Below are 26,431 nucleotides of genomic sequence, written 5' to 3' on the forward strand. Positions count from 1 at the left end.
GCGCTCCTTATTCTGCATCAGAGAGACTGACGCGTCCCGTTGCCCGCTGCGTGGCGCTGCCACCCCAGACTTCATCGTATTCGTAGCCGGTGAGCTGTTTGATCACTACCCGGGTTTCCTCATCGCAGTCGCGATAGTTGCCACCCAGCTTGCGGCGCGCGATCTCTTTGAGCAGGACTTTGTGCGTTTCACGTGTGAGTTTGAACTTGTAGGTGGCGTAAAAACTCACCGCCAGTAGCGCCGCGGTAGCAAAGATCATCAATCCGATAATGGCGTGCAGCGCCATTTCAGGCTGAGCGCCGCTGCCTTTTACAAAGCCCGACTCCTCCAGCACCATGCCAATCAGCAGGATGGCGATGGCCACGGTGCTCTTGCGGGTGAGCACCATCACGCCTGCAAAAATGCCTTCGCGACGCTGCTGGGTAACCATCTCATCGATATCAGGAATAAAGCTGTAGATATTCCATGGGATATAGTAGAGACCGGAACGCGCCATGCCGAGTAGAATAAATACCGCAGAGAATAAAATATTGGATACCTGGGTTTCAGTGTAATAAATAACAAATAAAAATAGTAATACGCTGAATATACAGCTGTAAGAGATTCGTAGTGCGGCGGATGGCGTTATATTGAGTTTGTTCAGTAATAGCATAAATCCATAGGTGCCAAACACGGAAGCAAAGGCGGCAATGCTTAGCCAGCCGGAAACGGAGGCGGCATCCTGACTTAAACAATACACCACATAATAGGTGAATACCGAGCCGAACACATCCATGGCGGTAAATGAGAAAATATAAATAATGATATGCAGGCGAAATGCCCGGATCCTGAAAGAAGAACAGAGATCGAGTATCAAATATTTAAGGTGATTCAGTAGGCCGCTATTACGTTGCAAGTCGGTTTTAAACGATTCTTCCTGTACATCTTTGGCTTCCCATGTGCAGCGCCAGGTAATAAACACGGCGATACAGAAAACCACGGAAAATATCAGCCCGGTGAGTGTATAGGTAAACGGATTATCTTTGCCGGTAAACTGCATCAGGATACCCGGTACTGAGACGGCCAGAAAGCCGCCCAACTGCGAGCAGATCATGCGCACGCCGGAGAGGCGGCTGCGCTCTTCGTAGCGGTTGGTCATCTCTGCGGCCAGGGTTTCCCACGGCACCAGTACCATGGCAGACAGCAACTCAATCGATAAATAGGTTCCCAGGTAATACCAGTATCCCATATCAGTTAGCCACAGCAGCGCATAGAGAAACATTAACGGCGAACTGAGTAATAAAAAGAAGCGACGACGGCCAAATCTTCGACCCAGCCACGTGTCGCCAAAGTTATCGGTGATATAACCCATAATTGGGCTGAGCAGTGCATCAATTACGCGGGCAATAGCAAATATTGAGCCTGCTTCCAGCACGCTTAAACCGCAGTAGGTTGTGTAAAAAAATAAAAGCCAGGTTCCGATAATGGCGAAAGCACCGCCGCCAAATAAATCAGTAATGCCATAGCCGATCGCTACACCATAACTGACTCTGCGTTCAGTTGGTTTGACCATAATATTTTTTCCAGTATGTAGGGTATCCGTATCCCGGTATTATCCGGCTGTTTTTAATTGGTTCTTTAGCGCTAAAATAATTTTAATTATTAAGGCTTATCCATTGTCGTGTTTTGGATGAATGATAAATAGCGTCGACCATTGCCAGTGATTTTCTGGCTTCATTAATATTGATATATTCTGTTTGACCTCCATGAGTAATAGCATGATAGAACTGACGAATGGCCTGCTGGTGGCCCAGGCCCCAGTAACTTTTTACGTGACCGTCTGGTGAACCATCGCACTCCAGCTTCAGGCGCCGGTCTGCGGTTATGCGCCACAGCGTGTTATCCGTGAGTTGAAGCATGCCTTGCTCGCAATGGATCTCCAGCAGCAGCGGTGAATCGAGCGTGTTGCAGTTGCTGGCGTAGAACAGACCGCGGGCGCCATTGGTAAAGTGCAGGGTCGCCATCGCGCTGTCTTCGGCTTCGGTGACTTCCGCCAGCTCGCCGCTATCCACCACACCTTTTAAACGCGCCACGCCTCCCGCGAACCACTGCATCAGATCGAGGGTATGAATGGCCTGGTTGATCAGCAAACTGCCGCCCTCGCTGGCAAAACGTCCGCGCCACGGACTTTCACTGTAATAAGCCCTGGAGCGGGACCAGGTTAAAACAGCTTTAATGCTGAGCATTTTGCCGAGCGTATTTTTCGCCAGTTCATCGCGGATGCGTAAACTGGTTGGATTAAGTCGGTTTTGATAGCACACGCCCAGTAATCCCGGGGCGGATGCCGCTGCGTTAGCGATGTCAGCCACCTCTGTGCAATTCAAACCCACCGGTTTTTCGCAAAACACATGCTTACCGGCAGCGAGCGCGGCGGTGATCATGTTTTTATGCTCGAAGTGCGGCGTGCAGATATGTACGACGTCAATGTCATTATCCAGCAGCATTTCGCGGTAATTTGGGTAATAACGACAGTTATACGCCATGGCCTGTTGCAGACCGTTGGCGCTATCAGTATCAACCAGCGCGCGCAGCGTGACCCCCGGCAAAAGCCGGAGGGCGTTGACGTGGCTGCGATGAATCGCCCCCGCGCCAATAATGGCGGCATTTATTGTTTTCATGTCACCCCCGTTCACGTGTTTGCATTCGCGAGCATTTGTGCCTTCACGCACAGCTCTGCGGCTTTAAAGGCGTGGGCCTGTGTCATGGCGTTTTCGGTGCGATTCAGACAGTCGAGAATGAATTCGCCGAAGAACGGAAAACCGACTTTACCCGCGACCGGATAGCGGAATTCCCCTTCTTTATTAACCAGATACACCACATCTTGCTCACCCCGGGTGATGTCCACATACTTGCGGATCTCAATGTAGCCCTCGGTACCCAATAAAGTCAGGCGTCCATCCCCCCAGCTACTGAGGCCCTCTGGCGTAAACCAGTCGCAGCGGAAGTAACTGGTCGCCCCGTTGTCGCCCGCCAGCATGGCATCGCCAAAGTCTTCAAACTGCGGATACTGCGGATGATTGACGTTACGTACCTGGCTGGCGACGACATGCGCCTCGCTGTTGCCGGTATAAAACAGAAATTGTTCAATTTGATGGCTGCCGATGTCGCACAGGATGCCGCCAAAGTAGCGTCGGTCATAAAACCAGTCCGGACGCCCATCGCCTTCGCGGTGCGGACCGGTGCCCAGCGTTTGCATCACGCGTCCAATCGCTCCCTGTTGGACTAGCTGACCGGCAAAGACGGCGCTTTCAACGTGCAGACGCTCGCTGTAATAGACCGCGTATTTGCGCCCGGTCTGCGCCACCATCGTTTTGGCGTCTTCCAGCTGTGCAAGGGTGGTCAGCGGTGCTTTGTCGGTGAAATAGTCTTTACCCGCCGCCATCACTTTCAGGCCCAGCGGGCAGCGCTCGGAAGGAATAGCCGCCCCGGCGACCAGCCTGACATCGCGATCGCTCAGGATGGTTTCGAGTGAACCGGCAACCTGCGCCTGCGGATACTGCTGCAGAAATTTCGCCACTTTCTGCGGGTCGGGATCGTAAACCCATTTCAGCGTGGCACCGGCTTCAATCAGCCCGTTGCACATGCCGTAGATATGGCCGTGATCGAGCGTGGCGGCGGCAATCACAAATTCACCCGGTTTCACCACCGGCTGAGGTTTGCCGGTCGGGGCGTAGTTCATTCCATCTTGCTTGTTCATTGTTTAACTCCTGAATCTAAGTCTTTACCCAGAGGGATGGCGCCGACTTCCGTAAAATTGCTTACAGAGGCGGATTTCTCATAGAAATGCGGGGCGATTTCAATCAGGCCGCCGGTGCGATAAAACGCATCGGTGTGGTGAATGGGCAGCGTCACCACCGTGCGAGTGATGGCGGATTTATAGATGGCGGTAATCAGCTCCAGCGAACGTTTCCCCTGTTCTCCGTCGACCAGGACCGCGCTCTGCCGTTCGATGGCGCTGAGCAGGTTGTCGATTTGCCCACAATGCAACGTCCATTGCAGCGCTGGCGTAGTGCGGAAAAGCGCGTCCAGATGCTGTTCCAGTTCGTCGTTATTGTCCGGTTGTGGGAAGCCGTTATCCGCCGACTGGCTGGCATGCACCTGCCACGGGGCGGAGATCCGTGCCTTTTCGCCCTGAATGACGATTTTCTGATCTTCACCGTGATGCACCACGGAGGCAGTCAGTTGCGTCAACGCCCCGTTCGGGTATTTGAAGATAGCCGCGCTGAGGTCTTCCACTTCGGCGTTGTCGTGCGCGACGTTGCTCATCATCGCCACCACCTCTGCCGGGAAGCCGAGCATCCACTGAATGGCGTCGATGTGGTGCACCGCATGATTCAGCGTGCAGCCTCCGCCTTCTTTCTGCCAGGTGCCGCGCCACCACAGGTCGTAATAGCAATGTCCGCGCCACCAGAACGAATCCACCTGCGCATGGCAAATCTTGCCTGCCAGCCCGGAGTCCACAGCGGTTTTTAAGCGCCAGAAGGCATCAGTAAAGCGGTTTTGCGCGATGACCGATAAGATTTTCCCGCTGGCTTTCTGCGCGGCAATCATGGCGTCGCACTCTTCGAGCGAAGCGGCCATTGGTTTTTCGCACAGCACGTGTTTTCCGGCCTGTAGCGCATCGATGCTGATGTCCGCGTGCACGTACGGCGGCGTACAGACGTCGACCACGTCCACCGCAATACCCGATTCCAGCATGGCCTGATGACTGTTGTAGACCAGGGCATCAACCAGGCCGTAGCGCGTTTTCTTCTCTTCGGCTTTCTCCGGGTAGATATCAACCAGCGCGACTATCCGACAGCGATCCGCGAACTGCAAATAGCCCTGAATGTGGTTATGGGAAATATTCCCGGTACCGACAATGGCAATATTCAGCATGGTTTTCTCCTGCACGTTACCAGCTACCGGAAGCGTCCAGCGTGCGGCTGGCGGTGGTTTTTTCGACCGAGGAGGCGATACGCTCCTGCAACAGCTGGAAGTAACGTTGCTCGTCAATTGGCAGCTCAACCCAGTCATCGGTCCAGGTGGAGAGGTGCATGGCGTTGGAAAGCGTCAGGCCGCGAATCCCTTCCTGACCGGGAGCGATAAGCGGCTCGCCGTGCAGAATGGCGGCGGTGAAGTTACGGGTAATGACGTGGTGCTCGCTGCATTCCGGTTCGGTAGGGATGGTCACTTCCCAGCGCTCCGGCTCGCCAAAACCGTTTTGCCAGCGGGCGTTGAAGTCGGTTTCAGATTCACGCAGTCGCCAGAAGCGCAGGCGGCCTTCTTCTACCACCACTTTTCCACGGTCTCCGACAATTTCCAGGCGGTTGGTACCTGGCGTTTCAGCGACGGTGGTGATAAACACCCCGGTTGCGCCGTTGGCGTATTCTGCGTAGGCCGTGACCTCATCTTCGACTTCAATCTGGCGGTGTTTGCCAAACTGGCAAAAGGCGCGCAAGCGTACCGGCATACCGACCAGCCATTGCCACAGATCGAGCTGGTGCGGGTCCTGGTTAAGCAGCACACCGCCGCCTTCACCTTTCCAGGTTGCGCGCCAGCCGCCGGAGTTGTAATAGCTTTGCGAACGATACCAGTTGGTAATGATCCAGTTAGAGCGACGTAGTTCGCCGAGCTCACCGCTGTCGATCAGGTCTTTCACTTTCTGATACAGAGGGTTCGGGCGCTGGTTGTACATCATGCCGAACACCACATCGCATTCGCGGGCGCAGGCGTTCATCTCTTGTACCTGCGCGGTGTAGACTCCGGCAGGCTTCTCGCACAGCGTATGGATGCCGAGACGCATGGCCATCATTGACAAGCCGGGATGGTCATAGTGCGGCGTGGCGACGATAACGGCGTCGATCAGCCCGCTTTTCAGCATCTGACGCGCGTCGCTGAACACTGGCACGTCTTCGCCGACCAGCCGTTGGATCGCCGCATGCTTATCGGGATTGTTATCGCAGACTGCGGTAAGCACAGCCTCTTGTACCGTCCCGGACAGCAGGTAGCGGGCATGGACGGTGCCAATATTTCCCACGCCAATAATGCCAAAGCGTAATTTTTTCATGTCGTGCCTTTTCATCAGAAATAAGAGATAAGCGGACCCTAATAAACGCCTGGAATATCGACAATGTGATTTTGTGAGAACGGTTGCAGGATGGGGAAGAAATTCGCACAGGGATTGAAAAAGTGTTTTAGAGTCAATGAACTAGGTTTGCAAAAATTTGCAAAGATAGATTGCGAGCGAGGTCACAGAATGTCAGGCAAGCTAAAAATGGACGAAATTGCTGCCTTAACCGGGTTCTCCGTGAGTACGGTGTCGAGGGTGCTCAGCGGGAAGTCCTGTACCAGCGATAAAGCCCGCGAAGCGATAGTGAAATGCGCACGTCAGTTGGGAGTCCTTGATACGCTGGCCAGTGGGCGGCTTCTGATCAACGGGATTGCGGTCTTCGCCCCGCAGCGCACGTTCAGCGCACAAGGTGATGCGTTTTACCACGAAGTGACGCGCGGTATTGCCGAAGCGATCGCGCCGCATGATGTCTACCTGAGTTATTGCGGACTGGATGAGCAGCGGGCAGACATCAAGGTCTTTCTGGAAAAGGCCAACAACAAGAATATTAATGCCATTATTCTCATCGGTATTGATGACCCAACCGTGCATAAGTTGGCGCAGTCACTGGATAAACCCTGCGTATTGATCAACTCGCAGGACAAAGAAGGGTTACTGGATGCGGTATCCCCCGACCACCGGGCGATTGGCAACCGTGCAGTACAGTATCTTTTTGATCGGGGGCACCGGCGTATTCTCCATGTCACCAGCCTGCGTCGGGAAACGATGTACTGGCGTCTGGAGGGCATTAAGGAGGTGTACCGACAGTATCAGATGCCGTTTGATGCCGGGCGCGATCTGCTGGTGACGGAAGGCTTTTCTGAGGATGAATCAGAGCGGGCAATAGGCAACTGGCTGTGTGATACGCCGCGTGAGGCGTGGCCAGAGGTTATTTTCTGCGCCGGGGCGTCAATGTCGACGGGGATCCGGCGGGTGCTGGAAAACAATGGCGTGGAGATACCCGGTGAGCTGTCGCTGATGACGACGGATGTACAGGAACTGGACGCGCATATCGTTGCCGCGGTAACCAGTATCACTATTCCCTGTCGGGCGCTGGGCGTGGAAGCGGTGCATTTGCTGCAGAACCGTCTTAATCGCCCCTCCGCGCCGGTATTTAATCTGTTGCTGAAAGGAAAGGTGACGGATCGAGGCACCGTTACCCACGCAACGCGCCATGCCGCGCGGGTGACGGTAGCTCGTTAATCGCGGATTAACGTTCTGGCGGCAGACAAACGCCAATCCCACCAATGCCACAGTATCCATAAGGATTTTTATGCAGATATTGCTGGTGATCGTCCTCGGCATAGTAGAACGGGGTGGCGGTATTAATTTCTGTGGTGATGTGGCGGTCATCGCCCGCTGCGGTCATTGCAGCCTGAAAACGCTCCAGGCTGGCGTGCGCGGCGCTCTTCTGCTCCGGCGTGAGCGGGTAAATTGCCGAACGGTACTGCGTGCCCTGGTCGTTCCCCTGACGCATGCCCTGCGCCGGGTCGTGATTCTCCCAGAACACCTGCAGCAGTTGCTCGTAGCTGATAACATGCGGGTCGTAGACGACGCGCACGGCTTCGGCATGTCCGGTATCGCCAGAACAGACTTCCCGATAGGTTGGGTTCGGCGTGTAGCCGCCGGTGTAACCTGCGGCAGTGCTGTAAACGCCGGGCAAAGACCAGAATAAACGCTCAACGCCCCAGAAACAGCCCATGGCGAACAGGGCTATCTCCATTCCGTCGGGCACGTTGGTCATCGAATGTTGGTTAACCGCATGCAGCGTCGCTACTGGCATCGGGGTGTTGCGTCCAGGTAGCGCATCTGCTTGAGTAACAAGATGCTTTCTATCAAATAAACTCATGGCCGTTCTCCCGAAATCAGTCATTTGGGTTAAGGTTGTAACGAGACGCGTCTTTGCCCACAATAAACGGCGTGAATACGTCTAGAGTTAAACATAAGAAATATTTGGGTTGTCGTCTGTTTTTCAACTCTTATTGTTGATTTTTTGTTAAGCCGAGGAACGGCATAGTATTTTTTTCCAGGGGTGGGAAAAAAGGATATTCAGGAGAAAATGTGCCACATATCCGTCAGTTATGTTGGGTGGGATTACTGTGCTTAAGTGGATCCGCCGCCGCCGCGAATGTTCGCTTACAGGTCGAAGGATTATCAGGGCCGCTGGAGAAAAACGTCCGTGCGCAGCTGTCCACGATCCAAAGTGATGAGGTCACACCGGACCGACGTTTTCGTGCGCGCGTCGATGATGCCATTCGCGAAGGGTTAAAAGCTCTGGGCTATTTTGAGCCGACCATTGATTTTGAACTGCGCCCGCCACCGGCGAAGGGACGCCAGGTGCTGATCGCCAAAGTGACGGCCGGTGAACCGGTGCTGATTGCTGGAACCGACGTTGTTTTACGCGGCGGTGCGCGCACTGACAGAGATTATCTGGATCTGCTGAAAACGCGCCCGGCAATCGGCACGGTGCTCAATCAGGGAGACTATGACAGCTTCAAAAAGTCACTCACCAGCGTGGCGCTGCGTAAAGGGTACTTCGACAGCGAATTTAATAAAAGCCAACTGGGGATTGTGCTCGATCGCCGTCAGGCGTTCTGGGATATCGACTATAACAGCGGCGAGCGCTATCGCTTTGGCCATGTCACCTTTGAAGGCTCGCAAATTCGTGATGAGTACCTACAAAACCTGGTGCCGTTCAAAGAGGGCAAAGAGTACGAATCAAAAGATCTGGCGGAGCTGAACCGCCGTCTGTCGGCAACCGGCTGGTTTAATTCTGTGGTGGTAGCACCGGAATTCGACAAAGCTCGTAAAACCAAAGTGCTGCCGCTGAAAGGCGTGGTCTCGCCGCGTACTGAAAATACCATCGAAACCGGGGTCGGTTACTCAACTGACGTAGGGCCGCGGTTAAAAACCTCGTGGAAAAAGCCGTGGATGAACTCCTACGGCCACAGCCTGACGACCAGCGCCAGTATCTCTGCGCCAGAGCAGGTCCTTGATTTCAGCTATAAAATGCCGCTATTAAAGAACCCGCTGGAGCAGTATTACCTGGTGCAGGGGGGATTTAAGCGTACCGATTTAAACGATACCGAGCAGGACTCCACCACGCTTGCGGTTTCCCGCTACTGGGATCTCTCCAGCGGCTGGCAGCGCGCGATTAACCTGCGCTGGAGCCTCGACCACTTTACCCAGGGTAATGTCACTAACACGACTATGCTGCTTTATCCGGGAGTGATGATCAGCCGGACGCGCTCACGCGGCGGCCTGATGCCTGTCTGGGGCGACTCCCAACGTTATTCCATTGATTACTCCAATACTGCCTGGGGCTCAGACGTCGATTTCTCCGTCTTCCAGGCGCAGAACGTCTGGATCCGCACGCTGTACGATCGCCATCGCTTTGTGATGCGCGGCAACCTCGGCTGGATTGAAACCGGCGACTTTGACAAAGTACCGCCGGACCTGCGTTTCTTCGCCGGGGGCGATCGCAGTATTCGCGGCTATAAATACAAATCTATTTCGCCCGAAGGCAGTGACGGCAAGCTGAAAGGGGCCTCGAAGCTGGCGACCGGCTCGCTGGAATATCAATACAACGTGACCGGAAAATGGTGGGGCGCGATGTTTGTCGATAGCGGCGAAGCGGTTAGCGATATTCGCAAAAGCGATTTCAAAACCGGCGCCGGGGTTGGCGTTCGCTGGCAGTCGCCGGTAGGGCCTATCAAGCTCGACTTTGCCGTTCCCGTAGGCGACAAAGATGAACATGGTTTGCAGTTTTACATCGGTCTGGGGCCTGAATTATGAGTTTATGGAAGAAGATAAGCCTCGGCGTGCTGATTTTTATCCTGCTGTTGTTGGGCACTGTCGCGTTCCTTGTCGGCACGACCTCGGGCCTGCATCTGATCTTCAAGGCAGCTAATCGCTGGGTTCCGGGGCTGGAGATAGGCCAGGTCACCGGCGGCTGGCGCGATCTCTCGCTCAAAAATATCCGCTACGACCAGCCTGGCGTGGCGGTGAACGCCGGCGAAGTGCATCTGGCCGTGGGGCTTAACTGCCTGTGGGACAGCAGCCTGTGCGTCAACGATCTGTCGCTGAAAAATATCAACGTGGCGATCGACAGCAAAAAGATGCCACCTTCCGCGCCGGTTGAGGAAGAGGACAGCGGCCCGCTGAACCTCTCCACGCCTTACCCGATCACGCTTTCGCGCGTGGTGCTTAACAACATCAATATCAAAATCGATGACACCACGGTGTCGGTGCTGGATTTCACCTCCGGCCTCAACTGGCAGGAAAAAACGCTGACCCTGAAGCCCACGTCATTACAGGGGCTGCTGATTGCCCTGCCTAAAGTGGCGGACGTGGCGCAGGAAGAGGTTGTCGAGCCGAAGATTCAGAACCCGCAGCCGGATGAGAAACCGCTCGGTGAAACGCTGAAAGACCTGTTCTCAAAGCCTGTTTTGCCGGAAATGACCGACGTTCATCTGCCGCTGAATCTCAATATCGAAGAATTTCGCGGTGAGCAGCTGCGTGTGACCGGGGATACCGATTTAACGGTGCATAGCATGCTGCTGAAGGTGAGCAGCATTGACGGCAACATGAAGCTCGACGCGCTGGATATCGACTCTAATCAGGGTACGGTGAAAGCCAGCGGCACGGCGCAACTGACCGACACCTGGCCGGTCGATATTACCCTGAACAGCACGCTGAATATCGATCCGCTAAAGGGCGAAAAGGTGAAGCTGAAAGTTGGCGGCGCGCTGCGTGAACAGCTGGAAGTCGGCGTAAATCTGTCCGGTCCGGTGGATATGGACCTGCGCGCGCAGACGCGTCTGTCGGAAGCCGGATTGCCGCTCAACCTGGAAGTGGTGAGCAAGCAGATTTACTGGCCGTTTACCGGCGACAAGCAGTTCCAGGCCGATGACATCAAGCTCAAACTGACCGGCAAGATGACCGACTATACGTTGTCGATGCGTGCCGCCGTGAAAGGGCAGGATATTCCTCCGGCCACCATCACGCTGGATGCCAAAGGCAACGAACAGCAGATCAATCTCGACAAACTCAGCGTAGCTGCGCTGGAAGGGAAAACCGAGCTTAAAGCGCTGGTGGACTGGCAGCAGGCCATTAGCTGGCGCGGTGAACTCACGCTGGATGGTATTAACACAGCGAAGGAGATCCCGGACTGGCCGTCAAAACTGAACGGTTTGATCAAAACCCGCGGCAGTCTGTACGGCGGAAGCTGGCAGATGGAGGTTCCGGAGCTGAAGCTGACCGGCAACGTGAAGCAGAACAAGGTCAATGTGAACGGTTCACTGAAGGGCAACAGCTACCTGCAGTGGACGATCCCGGGCCTGCATTTGGAACTGGGGCGCAACAGCGCGGAAGTGAAAGGGGAGCTGGGGGTCAAAGACCTCAATCTCGATGCAACGATTGATGCCCCAAGCCTGGATAACGCCCTGCCGGGGTTAGGCGGTACGGCGAAGGGGCTGGTTAAAGTTCGCGGTACGGTAGAAGCGCCACAGCTGCTGGCGGACATCACCGCACGTGGCCTGCGCTGGCAGGAACTTTCCGTCGCTCAGGTGCGCGTCGAAAGCGACGTGAAGTCGGCAGAGCAAATTGCCGGTAACCTCAATGTGCGCGTTGAACGGATTGTACAGCCTGACGTCAATATCAGCCTCGTGACGCTCAACGCCAAAGGCAGCGAAAAGCAGCATGAGCTACAGCTGCGCATCCAGGGGGAGCCGGTTTCCGGGCAGCTTGATTTGGCGGGGAGCTTTGATCGTAAAGAAGAGCGCTGGAAAGGGACGCTGAGCAATACGCGCTTCCAGACCCCGGTCGGTCCGTGGTCGTTGAACCGCCCTATTGCGCTGGATTACCGTAATCAGGAACAGAAAATCAGCATTGGGCCACACTGCTGGAACAACCCGAATGCAGAACTGTGCGTACCGCAAACCATAGATGCTGGTGCACAAGGGCGTGCGGTGGTGAACCTTAACCGCTTCGACCTGGCAATGCTGAAACCGTTTATGCCGGATGCAACGCAGGCCAGCGGGGTGTTCACCGGTAAGGCCGACGTGAGTTGGGACACCACCAAAGAAGGACTGCCGCAGGGGCAGGTCACGCTAAGCGGACGCAACGTGAAGGTCACGCAAAGCGTGAATGACGCGCCGCTGCCCGTGGCGTTTGACACGCTGAATCTCACCGCCGACCTGCATAACAACCGTGCCGAGCTGGGCTGGCTGATTCGCCTGACCAATAACGGCCAGTTTGACGGTCAGGTGCAGATAAGCGATCCGCAAGGACGACGTAATCTGGGCGGCAACGTCAACATCCGTAATTTTAATCTGGCGATGGTGAACCCTATCTTCTCGCGCGGCGAAAAAGCCGCAGGGATGCTAAACGCTAACCTGCGCCTCGGCGGCGATGTACAAAGTCCGCAGTTACTTGGGCAGTTGCGGCTGAGCGGCCTGGATGTTGACGGTAACTTTATGCCGTTCGACATGCAACCCAGCCAGCTGGCCGTTAATTTCACCGGGACCCGTTCGACGATTGCGGGCGTGGTGCGCACGCAGCAGGGGGAGATTAACCTGAGCGGCGATGCTGACTGGAGCCAGATCGACAACTGGCGCGCGCGCATCGCGGCTAAAGGCAGTCGGGTGCGCATTACCGTACCGCCAATGGTGCGGCTGGATGTGTCGCCGGATGTGGTCTTCGAAGCCACGCCGAACCTGTTTACCCTGGACGGCAATGTGGATGTGCCATGGGCGCGAATCGTGGTCCACGACCTGCCGGAAAGCGCGGTCGGGGTTTCCAGCGATATGGTGATGCTCAATAACGATCGTCAGCCTGAGAAGCCCCAGACTGCGGGAATTCCGATCAACAGCAACCTGAACATCCACGTTGGCAACAACGTGCGCATCGATGCTTTTGGTCTGAAAGCTCGTTTGACGGGGGATCTCAAAGTGGCGCAGGACAAGCAGGGTCTGGGGCTTAACGGACAGATTAATATCCCAAGCGGTCGCTTCCATGCTTATGGTCAGGATCTGATTGTGCGGAAGGGCGAGCTGTTATTCTCCGGGCCGCCGGATCAACCGCTGCTCAATATCGAAGCCATTCGTAACCCAGATGCCACAGAAGATGACGTGATCGCCGGTGTTCGCGTAACGGGCACGGCGGATGAACCGAAAGCAGAAATCTTCTCCGACCCGGCGATGTCACAGCAAATGGCGCTCTCTTACCTGCTGCGAGGACAGGGACTCGACAGTGAACAGAGCGATAGTGCGGCGATGACGTCTATGCTTATTGGCTTAGGGGTTGCACAAAGTGGTCAGGTTGTGGGTAAAATCGGGGAGACGTTTGGCGTAAGCAATCTGGCACTGGACACACAAGGGGTGGGCGATTCATCCCAGGTGGTTGTCAGTGGATATGTATTACCAGGTCTGCAGGTGAAATATGGTGTGGGTATATTTGACTCTTTAGCGACACTCACGCTACGTTATCGTCTGATGCCTAAGCTATATCTGGAAGCCGTGTCTGGCGTAGATCAGGCACTTGATCTGCTCTATCAGTTCGAGTTTTAGCAATGCGAATATTTGTTTATGGTAGTTTACGCACTAAGCAAGGTAACAGTCACTGGATGACCAACGCCCTGTTGCTGGGTAATTTCAGTATCGATAACTACCAGTTGTACAGCCTGGGCCACTATCCAGGCGCGGTTCCGGGAAACGGAACGGTACACGGGGAAGTTTATCGTATTGATAACGCCACGCTGGCAGAGCTTGATGCGCTGCGCTCGCGCGGCGGCGAGTATGCTCGCCAGTTAATTCAGACGCCGTACGGAAGTGCATGGATGTACGTGTATCAACGTCCGGTCGATGGGTTAAAGCTGATTGAAAGCGGTAACTGGTTAGACAGAGACCAGTACTGATGTGAACACGCCACCCTCGGGTGGCGTTGTTTTTTCAGGGCTGACCCTGTACACGATTCTGTGTAAATGCCTTTTCTCAGAAGTGACCGTCCAGGCGGTCACCGAACTCGATAATAAAGCGGCTCATTGCCATTCGCCAGTCCCTCAGCGGCATGGTCCATTTTTGCGAGGCCGCCTGGATCGCCAGCCACACGACCTTTTTCACTGAGTCATCCGTTGGGAACACCTTGCGCTTTTTGATGGCGTGTCTGATCACGCTATTTAGCGACTCTATGGCGTTAGTCGTATAGATCACCTTGCGGATGTCTGTTGGGTATGCGAAGAACGTGGCCAGGTTGGCCCAGTTCGCCTGCCAGCTACGGCTTATTTGCGGATAACGGCTGTCCCAGGCACTGGAGAACGCTTCCAGCGCCTGCAGCCCGGCTTCTTCCGTGGCGGCCTGATAGATGGCTTTAAGGTCACGGGTGACGGCTTTGTAGTCCTTCCAGGAGACGAACCGCAAGCTGTTTCGCACCATGTGCACGATGCACAACTGGATACGGGCCTGCGGATATACCGCGTTGATGGCGTCCGGGAAGCCTTTCAAGCCGTCAACACAGGCGATGAGTATGTCGGTCAGACCGCGATTCTTCAGCTCTGTCAGTACGTTAAGCCAGAACTTGGCACCTTCATTTTCGGCCAGCCACATACCCAGCAACTCTTTCTGGCCTTCGATATTGATACCCAGCGCCAGGAACACGGATTTGTTGATGACGCGACTGTCTTGCCGAACTTTAAGAACGATACAGTCAAGGTAAACAATGGGATAGACTGCATCCAGCGGCCGATTTTGCCATTCGACAACCTGCTCACTGACAGCATCGGTGACCTTTGAGACCAGCGCCGGCGAGACATCGGCGTCATAGAGCTCTTTAAACGCGGCGGCGATCTCGCGGGTGGTCATCCCTTTGGCGTACAAAGATAAAATCTGGTTATCCATGCCCGTTAGCCGGGTCTGGTTCTTCTTCACCAGTTGGGGTTCGAAGGAACCATCACGATCGCGGGGCGTACGCAACTCCAACGGGCCATCGCCAGTGATAACGGTCTTTTGGGTATAGCCATTGCGGGTGTTGGTCGCCGGTTTCGGCTGATTTTTATCGTAGCCAAGGTGATGGGTCATTTCAGCATTGAGCGCTGCCTCGACGCTGATTTTCTTTAGCAGGCGATCGAACTGATTGAGATCCTCAGGGGTTTTGAGATTTTTGGCCAGTTCGTTAGCCAGAGCCTGCAACTGTTTTTCGTCCATAAATTAACCTGTTTTTGATGTTGGATTGAACATATCAAAATCAGGCAATTACACAAATCTATGTACAGGCTCTCAGGGCTTAAAACTCCACGCGCGCGCCGAGGTTATAGCGGCGTCCTTCCACCTGCGCGGACTCATTCCATGCGGTTGTGAGTTTCGGATCTTCATCCAGTACGTTGTAGACTCCTGCCATCAACTGGGTGTGCTTATTAAGCTGATAACGAACGCCCACGTCCACCATCGTGTAGTCATCGTACTTATAGTTATTGCCGCTGTTGCGGTTACTGCTGCGATAGTTCACCGTGCTCCACACATCCAGGCTTTGTGTGGCCGCCCAGTTCAGCGACAGGTTCGCCATATGACGTGGATAGTCGTTCAGCGCGTAGCCTTTGTTGACGCCGCTTTTCTGCTCGCTGTGGTTCCAGGTGTAGTTGGCATTAGCTTTGAGGTCAGCGCTAATCTGCCAGTCAGCATTAAGCTCAACGCCGTACACATCGGCTTCGCTGACGTTAAAGTATTTACTGACGGAATCGGCGTTGTAACCATTGACCGAGCACTGGTTAGTCGCCGTGGTTTCACAAATAGTTTGCTCAGCAATCTTGTCTTTGAATTGCGTATAGAAAACGGTGCTATCCAGCGACAGGGCATCGCCCGTCCAGTACAGACCCAGTTCAGAGTTAACGCTTTTCTCCGGTTTCAGATCGTCATTGCCCACCGTCAGGAAGGGATAAGGCACGGTTGAACCGTAAGGGGTGACGAAGTCGCTGGAGGTTGCCCGCAGCTCCGGTTTTTTATACCCGGCTGAGACGCCGCCTTTCAGCGCCCAGGCATCGCTGAATGCCCAGTTACCGTACATTTTCGGCGTAATATGCGTACCAAAGTTATCGTCCTGGTCCATACGCGCTGAGGTGGTCAGGATGAAATCGTCGATGCTCCAGCCATCTTCCACGAACAATGCCCAACCGTTACGGCTGATTTTGGTAACCGGATCCGAGCCGGGCAGCGTTTTGTTGGCGACATCAAAACGGTCGTTTAACTCTTCGCGGGTGAAATTCGCCCCGACGGTCAGTTTATGGTTGTCGAGCGTGAAGGTGGTTTGTGAGTTGGCGACGTAGTTTTCCATCTGCACATACTGCGGCGACTGTCCGTCATAAACGTATTTTGAGCGGCCCTTCTCGTAGTTGATGTAGTTGGTCGTCGCGATGGTATCGTCTGCGTACCATCCGGTATGGGTCAGGGTAGCGGCGTTGCGATCGAACAACCATGACCACGGTGCACCGCGTTTCTGGGTCCGGTTTTTCTCCTGCTCGCCGGTGACCACGTTGAGGTCGAAGAGGTTATTGTCGCTGGCGGCCAGGCCCAGCGTCATATCAACGGATTTACGGTTATGCTTGCCGAAGTAATTATTGCGATCGTCATCGCGGCGGTCGAGCCAGTCCGCAGCCACGCTTAAACCCAGAACGTCGGGAATGATTGGTCCCATGGTGAACAGATTCATCTGGCTGGTATTGCCCAGATACTGGTGTTCCTGCAGCCAGGTATTGGCGGCAATCGCCGTCGTCCAGTCTTTGGCTCCGTAAGGTTTTTTGGTGATGACGTTCACCACACCGCCGATGGCGTCTGATCCGTACAGCGATGACATCGGGCCGCGAATCACTTCAATACGTTCAATGGCTTCCATTGGCGGTAAGAAGTTGGCTTCGGTGCCGATGTCGTGACCATACGGGCGCGATTCACCGGTATTTTGTTTAACGCTGTTAACCATAAAAGCGGTATAGGACGGGTCCATGCCGCGGATCATAATGCTGCCGGCATTCATTCCGCTACTGTTGGTGACCGAGACGCCGGGAATATTTTTTATCGCTTCACCGATGTTACGGTCCGGCTGAATATCCAGCGTTTTACGATCGATAACCGAAATCGTGGCCGGGGCCTCACGTTTTTGTTGTGAGAACCCGGACGCCGTAATGACCATTTCATCTTCGCTATTGCGTGAGGTTTCGCTTAATTCTTCGGCCTGCGCGGGAAAAATAACCCCGCCAGAGAATGCAACGATCCCTGTCAGCGTAATAAGTTGACGCGTTTTCATAATATAAGACACCTGAAAAGTAAAAATAAAGCGTCACCTTGCCGCTCAATATGGCGACAAGGTGTAAATAGTTTTTTGATTATTAGTATTTAGACAGATCGATTTTCAGCACGTAGTCGGGCTTCACGCCAATCATTTTCTCCGGCTGTTTTACGCTGACATACAAAGTGTTAGCGTCCTGAGAAAGTGCAAGGCTGTTAGGTAACGCATTGGTTTCAATGCTGTGTTTCACCTGGTAAGTCTTGCTGTCGACAATGCTGACCTGCTTGGCATTGCGGTGCGTAATATATACTTCCTGGCGTTTTTCGTTATATATCACTGCCAAAGAGTTAATGACCTTAATTGGCGCAATAACCTTGCCAGTATTAATATCAACGACCAGCACATCCGCTAAATCCGGATCGGTCAGGAACGCGCGATTATTTTCGGTATCAAGGGCGATATTCAGGAAGAAATGTTTTTTAGTCGGTTCAATGGAAAAGCGGCTAATGATTTTGTGGTGGGTGGTGTCCAGCGTAATCAGCTCGTTTCTGCCATTAACCACGTACAGGCGGTTCTTATTTGCATCCACCGCCATGCCGGTCGGATATTCACCCATGTTTTCAAGGGTGGCAATTTTTTCACGCTTTTGCGTATCCACGACCCAGACGATACCTTTTTCAGCCACGCCGGAAACGTACAGGCGGTGATGCTGCTTATCGAGCACCATCTCACGGGTATGGACAATATCTTTCGGGTTTTTGGCTTCGCTCAGTTGCAGTATCGCCAGCTCTTTACCGCTGCGGGTATCGATTAGCGTTACTGAACCTTCCAGCGTGTTACCGACATACAGCACCTGATTTTCTTCATCCAGCGCGGTAGCAAATGCTCGGCGGCTGGTTTCAATGACTTCGGTGGTGGTGAATTTTTCCAGATCGAGTTTGTAGATAAGCCCGCTGGTTTTATCTTTATCAAACGACGGCGACGAGGCGGCAAAAAGCGCCTTCTGCTGGCTATCAACCGCCAGTTCATACACGCCGTTACCGACGTCGCGGGTCAGAAAATCTTTCTCAGGCAGCGTCTGTGCCGCACCGGGCAGGCTGGTAAATAACAATGCGGTGGCGAGGGCCACTGCGGAATAGTGTTTCAGGGACTTCACAGTGTGGAGGTTCATTGACGTTTATTCACATTTATTTACGTGCTGCAAATGATAATGAGATCTAGTCTCATTCGCAAATAAGATAAGTTAAATGTGACTACCCAATCTGGTAGGTGCATAAGACCATGTTTTTCGCATGGGATTTGCAAGCGAGCTGGTAGACAACGCGAGTTTGCGTTACCCCAATGGAATTATATTAATTAATATATTGAATAACTATTCAATATATATTTTGGGAATGTATGATTATAAATATTTTATTTAATATGATCTGCTTGGCATCAATGGCCTTAGTCCATCGGTAATATTACTCAGGTTTACGTTTACTAACACGGAGGATAGTAATGGAATGAGTGATATTGTTTAACTGAAGCTTATTGGTGAACAACAAGGTGATATTTCTGATGGCAGTGGAACATCTGATTCAGTTGGTAATCGGTGGCAACAGAGTCATGTGGATGAAATATTTGTATTTTCTTTGGGTGCGGGGGTAACGAATACAGGCAAAGGTGCGAACCTACAGGGATTAACATTCAGCAAGCAAATAGATAAATGTTCGCCGCTGTTAATGCAGGCAATTAATAATAACGAAAACCTGTTTGTGGAGTTTTGGTTTTATCGCATTAATAGATATGGTCAATGGGAGAAGTATTATTATATTCAATTAAGGGGGGCTTCGATATCAAGTATTCAACTTCGAGTTGTTCAAGACCAGATAGATACAGAAACCATATGTGTAAACTATGATTATATCCTTAGTAAGCACCTGATAAGCAATACCGAGTGTAGCTATCTGGCTTTACCTGCGGACTACAATAAGTTGTTTGTTCCGATTCCGAAAGCCCAGACTCATACTCTTAACAGCGCTGGCGTAGGTCGACTGCTTGCGGCAGGAGGGATTTATAACGGTAACATCGAAGGGTTCAGGGACACTGCAGAAAAACTGGGGGGTGATGCCGTCAAAGGCTACGATCAGATTCTTAATGAGAAAACGGTTAGCACTGCCATTATAGCGGCCTCAATTGCCGCAGGTTACGGGCTTGGGAGGATGGAGTTAGAATCAGAGATTCGGGTACTTCAGGAATTGGAGCATTTTGGTGCCAGAGGAATATCATCAGGGCGTCCTTTTAACCCCGATTTAGCTGGAGGACCTATTGAGAATTTAACCACGGATGGTGTTACTATCAACCATGATGGTATAGCTGTCGTAGAAAAGCATGTGTCGCGGTTCAAGCATGATCCTGCCAATGATGTGATGATTAAACGCTTGAAGGACATTGCTGATGGTAAAATCCTCCATGAACAAGTTGATTTGAATTACTATACTCATGAATGTCGGGAGTTCCAGCGCTACTGCAATTTAGGTTGGGAGACTGGCGAACCGGAAGGCTTTGAGGGATATGAGCTTTGGAATAATGCACATACCGCTACTCTGGAAGAGTATAACCTTAAAGCTTCAGATTTATATCACCCGGATGCGATACTAAATGATTAATGAAACTGAATTTAATGTACTGAAAGTTATGGCTGAAAAAGACAGAAACTGGAATTGTTATCTTCTTGACCGGGTGCTTTCTGTGAGAGATATTCCTGGTTTTGGCAATGTAGTCAGAATTGTTAATAACTTAGCAATACAGGGATTTGTAGAAATCATTGATATCGAAAATGCTACTCAACCCGATTATCGGGTTACTAACGAGGGGCGTGAGTATGTAAAAATCCGTCATTCAGGAGAATAGTCGTAGAATGATTAATGCCAGTCAGTTTAATCATCTGTTGTTAATTGATTTCTTTCTTTCCGGTGCGTTATCCGCTTCAGCGTTTGAGAAGCAATATTTTCTTGTCTGGAGGAATTACAGGGATTCTGATGGTATAAACGAAATTGATGAAAACACAGAATTGTATATAGATAGCGTATTCACGGCTTTAGATCTTTATTGTTCTGACCCTAAGCTCAGGAACGATGATGATCTTGATGATAGTCAGTTGCTCAGCGAAATAACTCGGTTGAATAGACAGTGGTGCGAGTCTGTGTAGCTTGAAAGCATCTATATGAATAAGTTGATAAAAAATTCTGCGAGATATGTTGATTGGTTAAAGCATCTGCCGCGGAGTGATAGTTTATATGAGTTAACTGACTGTCTGAACTGTGGTGAAAAGGGCCTTTCTTATCAATATTTTGGTTTCGATAATGGTGATATTGGCTGGAAGGTTATTTGGTGCGAAACCTGTAAATCAGGAGTGAAAATTTCGAGAACCAAAATACCTGAAGGGGCTAGTAGGTTAATAGATGTTCAAGAACAAGAACATTTCTTTGAAATGAAGCCTGAACTGAAACTAATCGTTTAGATTAATCTCAAAAAAGCCCCTCATAAAATGAAGGGCTTCAATAAGTTATGCTGACTTTAGAAAGCCAACTTACTTCTTCGCGCGCTCGAAGGAAGCAACGATTTCAGCTTTAGCGGCTTCAGCGTTGTCCCAACCGTCAACTTTTACCCATTTGCCTGCTTCGAGGTCTTTGTAGTGCTCGAAGAAGTGGGTGATCTGCGCTTTCAGCAGGTCCGGCAGGTCGTTCACATCTTTGATGTGATCGTATTCTTTGCTCAGCTTGGTGTGCGGAACGGCAACCAGTTTCGCATCTTCACCGGATTCGTCGGTCATTTTCAGTACGCCAACCGGACGGCAGCGGATCACTGAACCTGGCTCCAGCGGGTACGGGGTCGGGACCAGAACGTCTACCGGATCCCCATCCAGAGACAGGGTGTGGTTGATGTAACCGTAGTTGCACGGATAGAACATCGCAGTGGACATGAAGCGGTCAACGAACAGGGCGCCGCTCTCTTTGTCAACTTCGTATTTGATCGGATCTGCGTTAGCAGGGATCTCGATAACAACGTAGATATCTTCCGGCAGGTCTTTACCGGCAGGGACGTTGAGTAAGCTCATGTCTGTTTCCTTTAAATAAGCTATGGCAAACAAGTGGCGGGTATTATAGCCAACTCGCGCTGAATGTCTCCGCTTGTTTTCGATTTCCCTCCTCGGATTTTGGCCTTTTTCCCCTGCGGTGATGACAGAAAAATCCATAAGTTCAGCTGCATTTTTCATAGGGTAATGAAAGCGATTACAAACTTGTGATTAACGTTTTATTTACTTTTTTGAAGTGTGATGTAACGCAATCCGTTACATGCTCGATTGTCTATAGTTTTTTCGCGACTGTTTATTAATCAACAATAATCACCCTACGAGGACGCACTTATGTGGAAGCGCTTACTTTTAGTCACAGCAGTTTCGGCAGCCATGTCATCTATGGCGATGGCAGCCCCTTTAACCGTAGGATTTTCTCAGGTCGGGTCTGAATCTGGCTGGCGTGCAGCAGAAACCAACGTAGCGAAAAGCGAGGCCGAGAAGCGGGGCATTACGCTGAAAATCGCCGACGGTCAGCAAAAACAGGAAAACCAGATTAAAGCGGTACGTTCATTCGTGGCGCAGGGCGTGGATGCCATCTTTATTGCACCGGTGGTGGCAACGGGCTGGGAGCCGGTATTAAAAGAAGCTAAAGACGCCGAGATTCCGGTCTTTTTGCTCGATCGTTCCATCGATGTCAAAGACAAGTCTCTCTATATGACCACCGTTACAGCCGACAACGTGCTGGAAGGCAAATTGATTGGCGACTGGCTTATCAAAGAAGTGAACGGCAAGCCGTGTAACGTCGTTGAGCTACAAGGGACCGTCGGTGCCAGCGTGGCGATTGACCGTAAAAAAGGTTTTGCTGAAGCCATTGCCAGTGCGCCAAACATCAAAATTATCCGCTCCCAGTCCGGCGACTTTACCCGCAGTAAAGGCAAAGAAGTCATGGAAAGCTTTATTAAAGCGGAAAACAACGGCAAGAACATCTGCATGGTTTACGCCCACAACGATGACATGGTGATCGGTGCGATTCAGGCAATTAAAGAAGCGGGCCTGAAACCGGGCAAAGATATTCTGACCGGTTCCATCGACGGCGTGCCGGATATCTACAAAGCGATGATTGACGGTGAAGCCAACGCCAGCGTTGAGCTGACGCCAAATATGGCGGGCCCGGCCTTCGACGCGCTGGAGAAATTCAAAAAAGACGGCACGATGCCTGAGAAGCTGACCATTACCAAATCTATCCTCTATCTGCCGGATACCGCGAAAGAAGAGTTAGAGAAGAAGAAAAATATGGGCTACTAAGGCCTCATGAAAATGCCGGGTGACGCTGCGCTTGCCCGGCCTACGATACGCTCATTTGTAGGCCGGTTAAGCGTAGCGCCAACCGGCGTGATGCAGGGGGAATCATGACAACAGAACATCACCAGGAAATCCTCCGCACAGAAGGATTAAGCAAATTTTTCCCCGGCGTCAAAGCGCTGGATAATGTGGATTTCAGCCTGCGTCGTGGCGAGATTATGGCGCTGCTCGGTGAAAATGGGGCCGGGAAATCGACGCTGATCAAAGCGCTGACCGGTGTTTACCATGCCGATCGCGGCACCATCTGGCTCGAAGGCCAGCCTATCTCGCCGAAAAACACCGCCCATGCCCAGCAACTGGGAATTGGCACCGTGTATCAGGAAGTGAACTTGCTGCCCAATATGTCGGTGGCAGATAACCTGTTTATTGGCCGTGAGCCGCGACGCTTTGGCCTGTTGCAGCGTAAACAGATGGAAAAGCGCGCTACCGAGCTGATGGCCTCCTATGGCTTTTCTCTTGATGTGCGCGAACCATTGAACCGCTTTTCGGTGGCGATGCAGCAGATCGTCGCCATCTGTCGGGCTATCGATCTGTCGGCGAAAGTATTGATCCTCGACGAACCCACCGCCAGTCTGGATACCCAGGAAGTTGAGATGCTGTTCGGCCTGATGCGCCATCTGCGCGATCGCGGCGTCAGCCTGATTTTCGTCACCCATTTTCTCGATCAGGTTTATCAGGTTAGCGATCGGATCACCGTCCTGCGTAACGGTGGCTTCGTCGGCTGCCGTGAAACCCGCGAACTGCCACAAATCGAACTGGTTAAAATGATGCTTGGCCGTGAACTGGATACCCACGCGCTACAGCGTGCGGGCCGTACGTTGTTGAGCGATAAACCGGTAGCGGCCTTTAGCAACTTCGGTAAGAAAGGCACGATCGCGCCGTTTGATCTGCAGGTATGTCCCGGCGAGATCGTCGGCCTGGCAGGCCTGCTTGGATCGGGGCGCACGGAAACGGCGGAAGTGATCTTTGGTATTAAACCCGCCGACAGCGGCAGTGCCTTGATCAAAGGCAAGCCGCAGACGCTGCGATCGCCGCATCAGGCCTCATGTCTCGGGATCGGTTTCTGCCCGGAGGATCGGAAAACGGACGGCATTATTGCCGCCGCCTCGGTGCGGGAGAATATCATCCTGGCTCTGCAGGCGCAGCGAGGCTGGCTGCGGCCCATTCCGCGCAAAGAGCAAAATGATATTGCCGAGCGTTTTATCCGGCAACTTGGCATCCGTACCCCGAACGCCGAACAGCCGATCGAATTTCTCTCTGGCGGCAATCAGCAAAAAGTATTGCTGTCGCGCTGGTTGCTGACCAAACCGCAGTTCCTGATCCTTGATGAACCCACGCGCGGGATCGACGTCGGGGCGCATGCCGAGATCATCCGCCTGATCGAAACGCTGTGCGCCGATGGTCTGGCGCTGCTGGTGATTTCCTCCGAACTGGAAGAGTTGGTGGGCTATGCCGATCGGGTCATTATCATGCGCGATCGCAAACAGGTGGCCGAGATCCCGCTGGCTGAACTGTCCGTACCGGCAATCATGAACGCCATTGCGGCCTAAGGAGACTGTTGTGATGCCTCAATCTCTCCCTCAATCCAACACCGCGAAACGGCGGTTTCGCTGGCCGAAGGGCATGCCGCAACTGGTGGCGCTGCTGCTGGTGTTGCTGGTCGACAGCCTGGTGGCCCCACACTTCTACCAGGTGATTTTGCAGGATGGCCGCCTGTTCGGCAGCCCGATTGATATTCTTAATCGTGCCGCGCCCGTGGCATTACTGGCGATTGGCATGACGCTGGTGATTGCCACCGGGGGTATCGATCTTTCTGTTGGCGCGGTGATGGCCATTGCGGGGGCCACCACCGCCGCGATGACGGTCGCCGGGCACAGCCTCCCGGTTGTCCTGCTTGCGGCGTTAGGATCTGGCATTCTGGCAGGGTTATGGAACGGGATTCTAGTGGCAATCCTCAAGATCCAACCGTTTGTCGCCACGCTTATTCTGATGGTGGCCGGGCGCGGAGTGGCGCAGTTGATCACTTCCGGGCAGATCGTCACCTTCAACTCGCCCAATCTGTCGTGGTTCGGCAGCGGATCGCTGTTGCTGTTCCCGACGCCGGTGATCATCGCGCTGCTGACGCTGATTGCCTTTTGGCTGCTGACGCGTAAAACAGCGCTGGGCATGTTTATTGAAGCGGTGGGCATTAACATTCGTGCGGCGAAAAATGCCGGGGTGAATACCCGCGTTATTGTCATGCTCACCTATGTGTTGAGCGGCCTGTGCGCGGCCATTGCCGGGATTATCGTCACGGCGGATATTCGCGGGGCCGATGCCAACAACGCCGGATTATGGCTGGAGTTAGATGCCATTCTGGCGGTGGTTATCGGCGGCGGTTCACTGATGGGCGGGCGGTTTAACCTGCTACTGTCGGTGGTCGGCGCCCTGATTATTCAGGGCATGAACACCGGGATTTTACTGTCTGGCTTCCAGCCGGAGCTGAACCAGGTGGTTAAAGCCGTGGTGGTGCTGTGCGTGCTGGTCGTACAGTCGCAACGCTTTATCAGCCTGATAAAAGGAGTGCGTGGTCATGATAAAACGTAACTTACCGCTGATGATCACCCTCGGCGTGTTTGTGCTGGGCTACCTTTACTGCCTGACGCAGTTTCCTGCCTTTGCCTCGACGCGCGTGATCTGCAATATCCTGACTGATAACGCCTTCTTAGGGATTATCGCCGTGGGCATGACCTTCGTGATTCTGTCCGGCGGGATCGACCTGTCCGTCGGCTCGGTAATTGCGTTTACCGGCGTATTTCTGGCTAAAGCCATTGGTTACTGGGGCATTTCCCCGCTGCTGGCGTTCCCGCTGGTTCTGGCGATGGGCTGCGCGTTTGGCGCATTTATGGGGTTACTGATCGATGCGCTGAAGATCCCGGCGTTTATTATTACTCTGGCGGGGATGTTCTTTCTGCGTGGCGTCAGCTATCTGGTTTCCGAGGAGTCGATCCCGATCAATCACCCGATTTATGACACCCTTTCCAGCCTGGCCTGGAAGATCCCCGGCGGTGGTCGTCTGAGCGCCATGGGGCTGTTGATGCTGGGCGTGGTGGTGATGGGTATATTCCTCGCGCACCGTACGCGCTTTGGCAATCAGGTGTACGCCATTGGCGGCAGCGCAACATCTGCTAATTTGATGGGGATCTCGACCCGCAGCACGACCATCCGCATCTATATGCTCTCTACCGGGCTTGCTACGCTTGCCGGGATTGTCTTCTCCATTTATACCCAGGCGGGCTATGCGCTGGCTGGCGTCGGCGTAGAGCTGGATGCCATTGCCTCGGTGGTGATTGGCGGCACTTTGCTGAGCGGTGGTGTGGGAACCGTGCTGGGCACGCTGTTTGGCGTGGGGATCCAGGGATTGATCCAGACATATATTAATTTTGACGGCACATTAAGTTCCTGGTGGACGAAAATCGCGATTGGCATTTTGTTGTTTATTTTTATAGCGTTACAACGTGGTCTTACCGTATTGTGGGAGAACCGCCAAAGTTCGCCTGTAACCAGAGTGAGCACGGTTAGCACGCCAAAGTAACTTCATGATTTTCCAGAAAACATCTAAAGAC

At 52.9% G+C, this 26,431-nt stretch carries 22 protein-coding genes; 12 read left to right on the top strand and 10 right to left on the bottom strand.

Annotated features, from left to right (window positions below; translation table 11 throughout):
• Positions 1-7: 7 nt before the first annotated feature.
• From JQ822_RS18845 to JQ822_RS18865, 5 genes are all read right to left on the bottom strand, one after another.
• Positions 8-1,552 carry an MFS transporter gene (locus JQ822_RS18845; RefSeq protein ID WP_213134740.1) on the bottom strand — a complete coding sequence of 515 codons (1,545 nt, stop codon included), beginning with the start codon at positions 1,550-1,552 and terminating at the stop codon, positions 8-10.
• An 82-nt stretch (positions 1,553-1,634) separates the two neighbouring features.
• A complete protein-coding gene (locus JQ822_RS18850; protein WP_213134741.1) occupies positions 1,635-2,657 on the bottom strand; it encodes a Gfo/Idh/MocA family protein in 1,023 nt (340 codons plus the stop codon).
• An 11-nt stretch (positions 2,658-2,668) separates the two neighbouring features.
• A complete protein-coding gene (locus tag JQ822_RS18855; protein WP_213134742.1) occupies positions 2,669-3,736 on the bottom strand; it encodes a Gfo/Idh/MocA family protein in 1,068 nt (355 codons plus the stop codon).
• A complete protein-coding gene (locus JQ822_RS18860; protein WP_213134743.1) occupies positions 3,733-4,917 on the bottom strand; it encodes a Gfo/Idh/MocA family protein in 1,185 nt (394 codons plus the stop codon). The genes JQ822_RS18855 and JQ822_RS18860 overlap by 4 nt, the downstream gene beginning before the upstream one ends.
• 16 nt (positions 4,918-4,933) lie before the next feature.
• Positions 4,934-6,088, bottom strand: a complete 1,155-nt coding sequence (locus JQ822_RS18865; RefSeq protein WP_213134744.1) for a Gfo/Idh/MocA family protein — start codon at positions 6,086-6,088, stop codon at positions 4,934-4,936.
• A gap of 189 nt (positions 6,089-6,277) precedes the next feature.
• Between JQ822_RS18865 and JQ822_RS18870 the strand changes: the two genes are divergently transcribed.
• On the top strand, positions 6,278-7,333 hold the full coding sequence (locus JQ822_RS18870; protein ID WP_213134745.1) for a LacI family DNA-binding transcriptional regulator: 1,056 nt from the start codon (positions 6,278-6,280) through the stop codon (positions 7,331-7,333).
• A gap of 7 nt (positions 7,334-7,340) precedes the next feature.
• On the opposite strand, the gene msrA is transcribed toward JQ822_RS18870, so the two are convergent.
• A complete protein-coding gene (msrA, locus tag JQ822_RS18875) occupies positions 7,341-7,979 on the bottom strand; it encodes a peptide-methionine (S)-S-oxide reductase MsrA (RefSeq protein ID WP_213134746.1) in 639 nt (212 codons plus the stop codon).
• Positions 7,980-8,191: 212 nt separating this feature from the next.
• Between msrA and tamA the strand changes: the two genes are divergently transcribed.
• From tamA to JQ822_RS18890, 3 genes are read left to right on the top strand one after another with little or no spacing between them, the layout of a single operon-like run.
• Positions 8,192-9,925 carry an autotransporter assembly complex protein TamA gene (gene tamA / locus JQ822_RS18880; protein ID WP_213134747.1) on the top strand — a complete coding sequence of 578 codons (1,734 nt, stop codon included), beginning with the start codon at positions 8,192-8,194 and terminating at the stop codon, positions 9,923-9,925.
• Positions 9,922-13,698, top strand: coding sequence for an autotransporter assembly complex protein TamB (gene tamB / locus JQ822_RS18885; protein WP_213134748.1), 3,777 nt, complete (start codon positions 9,922-9,924; stop codon positions 13,696-13,698). The genes tamA and tamB overlap by 4 nt, the downstream gene beginning before the upstream one ends.
• A gap of 2 nt (positions 13,699-13,700) precedes the next feature.
• Positions 13,701-14,045 (top strand): gamma-glutamylcyclotransferase family protein, encoded by a 345-nt coding sequence (locus JQ822_RS18890; protein ID WP_213134749.1) that lies wholly within the window; start codon positions 13,701-13,703, stop codon positions 14,043-14,045.
• A 76-nt stretch (positions 14,046-14,121) separates the two neighbouring features.
• On the opposite strand, the gene JQ822_RS18895 is transcribed toward JQ822_RS18890, so the two are convergent.
• The 3 genes from JQ822_RS18895 to yncE form a co-directional block, all read right to left on the bottom strand.
• The gene (locus JQ822_RS18895; protein ID WP_213134750.1) at positions 14,122-15,330 is read right to left on the bottom strand and encodes an IS256 family transposase; all 1,209 of its coding nucleotides are present in this window, start codon (positions 15,328-15,330) and stop codon (positions 14,122-14,124) included.
• A 79-nt stretch (positions 15,331-15,409) separates the two neighbouring features.
• Positions 15,410-17,419, bottom strand: a complete 2,010-nt coding sequence (locus JQ822_RS18900) for a TonB-dependent receptor domain-containing protein (RefSeq protein WP_213134751.1) — start codon at positions 17,417-17,419, stop codon at positions 15,410-15,412.
• An 82-nt stretch (positions 17,420-17,501) separates the two neighbouring features.
• The gene (yncE, locus tag JQ822_RS18905; RefSeq protein WP_213134752.1) at positions 17,502-18,572 is read right to left on the bottom strand and encodes a 7-bladed beta-propeller protein YncE; all 1,071 of its coding nucleotides are present in this window, start codon (positions 18,570-18,572) and stop codon (positions 17,502-17,504) included.
• 352 nt (positions 18,573-18,924) lie between these two features.
• Between yncE and tssD the strand changes: the two genes are divergently transcribed.
• The 4 genes from tssD to JQ822_RS18925 are packed head-to-tail and all read left to right on the top strand — an operon-like array spanning position 18,925 to position 20,906.
• On the top strand, positions 18,925-20,052 hold the full coding sequence (gene tssD, locus JQ822_RS18910; protein WP_244849025.1) for a type VI secretion system tube protein TssD: 1,128 nt from the start codon (positions 18,925-18,927) through the stop codon (positions 20,050-20,052).
• Positions 20,045-20,296 (top strand): MarR family transcriptional regulator, encoded by a 252-nt coding sequence (locus JQ822_RS18915; RefSeq protein ID WP_213134753.1) that lies wholly within the window; start codon positions 20,045-20,047, stop codon positions 20,294-20,296. The genes tssD and JQ822_RS18915 overlap by 8 nt, the downstream gene beginning before the upstream one ends.
• A gap of 7 nt (positions 20,297-20,303) precedes the next feature.
• A complete protein-coding gene (locus JQ822_RS18920) occupies positions 20,304-20,594 on the top strand; it encodes a colicin immunity domain-containing protein (protein ID WP_213134754.1) in 291 nt (96 codons plus the stop codon).
• Positions 20,595-20,609: 15 nt separating this feature from the next.
• Entirely contained in the window at positions 20,610-20,906 is a 297-nt protein-coding gene (locus JQ822_RS18925; protein WP_213134755.1) for a hypothetical protein, read from the top strand.
• Positions 20,907-20,975: 69 nt separating this feature from the next.
• Here JQ822_RS18925 and ppa read toward each other — a convergent pair whose 3' ends face one another.
• Complete coding sequence (gene ppa, locus JQ822_RS18930; protein WP_005134479.1) at positions 20,976-21,503, bottom strand: inorganic diphosphatase; 528 nt, start codon at positions 21,501-21,503, stop codon at positions 20,976-20,978.
• A gap of 309 nt (positions 21,504-21,812) precedes the next feature.
• Here ppa and ytfQ point away from each other — a divergent pair, with 309 nt between their 5' ends.
• From ytfQ to yjfF, 4 genes are all read left to right on the top strand, one after another.
• Positions 21,813-22,769 carry a galactofuranose ABC transporter substrate-binding protein YtfQ gene (gene ytfQ, locus JQ822_RS18935; RefSeq protein WP_213134756.1) on the top strand — a complete coding sequence of 319 codons (957 nt, stop codon included), beginning with the start codon at positions 21,813-21,815 and terminating at the stop codon, positions 22,767-22,769.
• Between the two features lie 104 nt (positions 22,770-22,873).
• Positions 22,874-24,376 (top strand): galactofuranose ABC transporter, ATP-binding protein YtfR, encoded by a 1,503-nt coding sequence (ytfR, locus tag JQ822_RS18940; RefSeq protein WP_213134757.1) that lies wholly within the window; start codon positions 22,874-22,876, stop codon positions 24,374-24,376.
• Positions 24,377-24,389: 13 nt separating this feature from the next.
• Positions 24,390-25,412: a galactofuranose ABC transporter, ATP-binding protein YtfT gene (gene ytfT / locus JQ822_RS18945; protein WP_213134832.1), complete on the top strand. Its 1,023-nt coding sequence runs from the start codon at positions 24,390-24,392 to the stop codon at positions 25,410-25,412.
• Positions 25,399-26,400 carry a galactofuranose ABC transporter, permease protein YjfF gene (gene yjfF / locus JQ822_RS18950; RefSeq protein WP_213134758.1) on the top strand — a complete coding sequence of 334 codons (1,002 nt, stop codon included), beginning with the start codon at positions 25,399-25,401 and terminating at the stop codon, positions 26,398-26,400. The genes ytfT and yjfF overlap by 14 nt, the downstream gene beginning before the upstream one ends.
• The last annotated feature ends 31 nt before the right edge of the window (positions 26,401-26,431 follow it).

Source organism: Citrobacter sp. FP75 (assembly GCF_018342065.1).
Lineage (GTDB): Bacteria > Pseudomonadota > Gammaproteobacteria > Enterobacterales > Enterobacteriaceae > Citrobacter.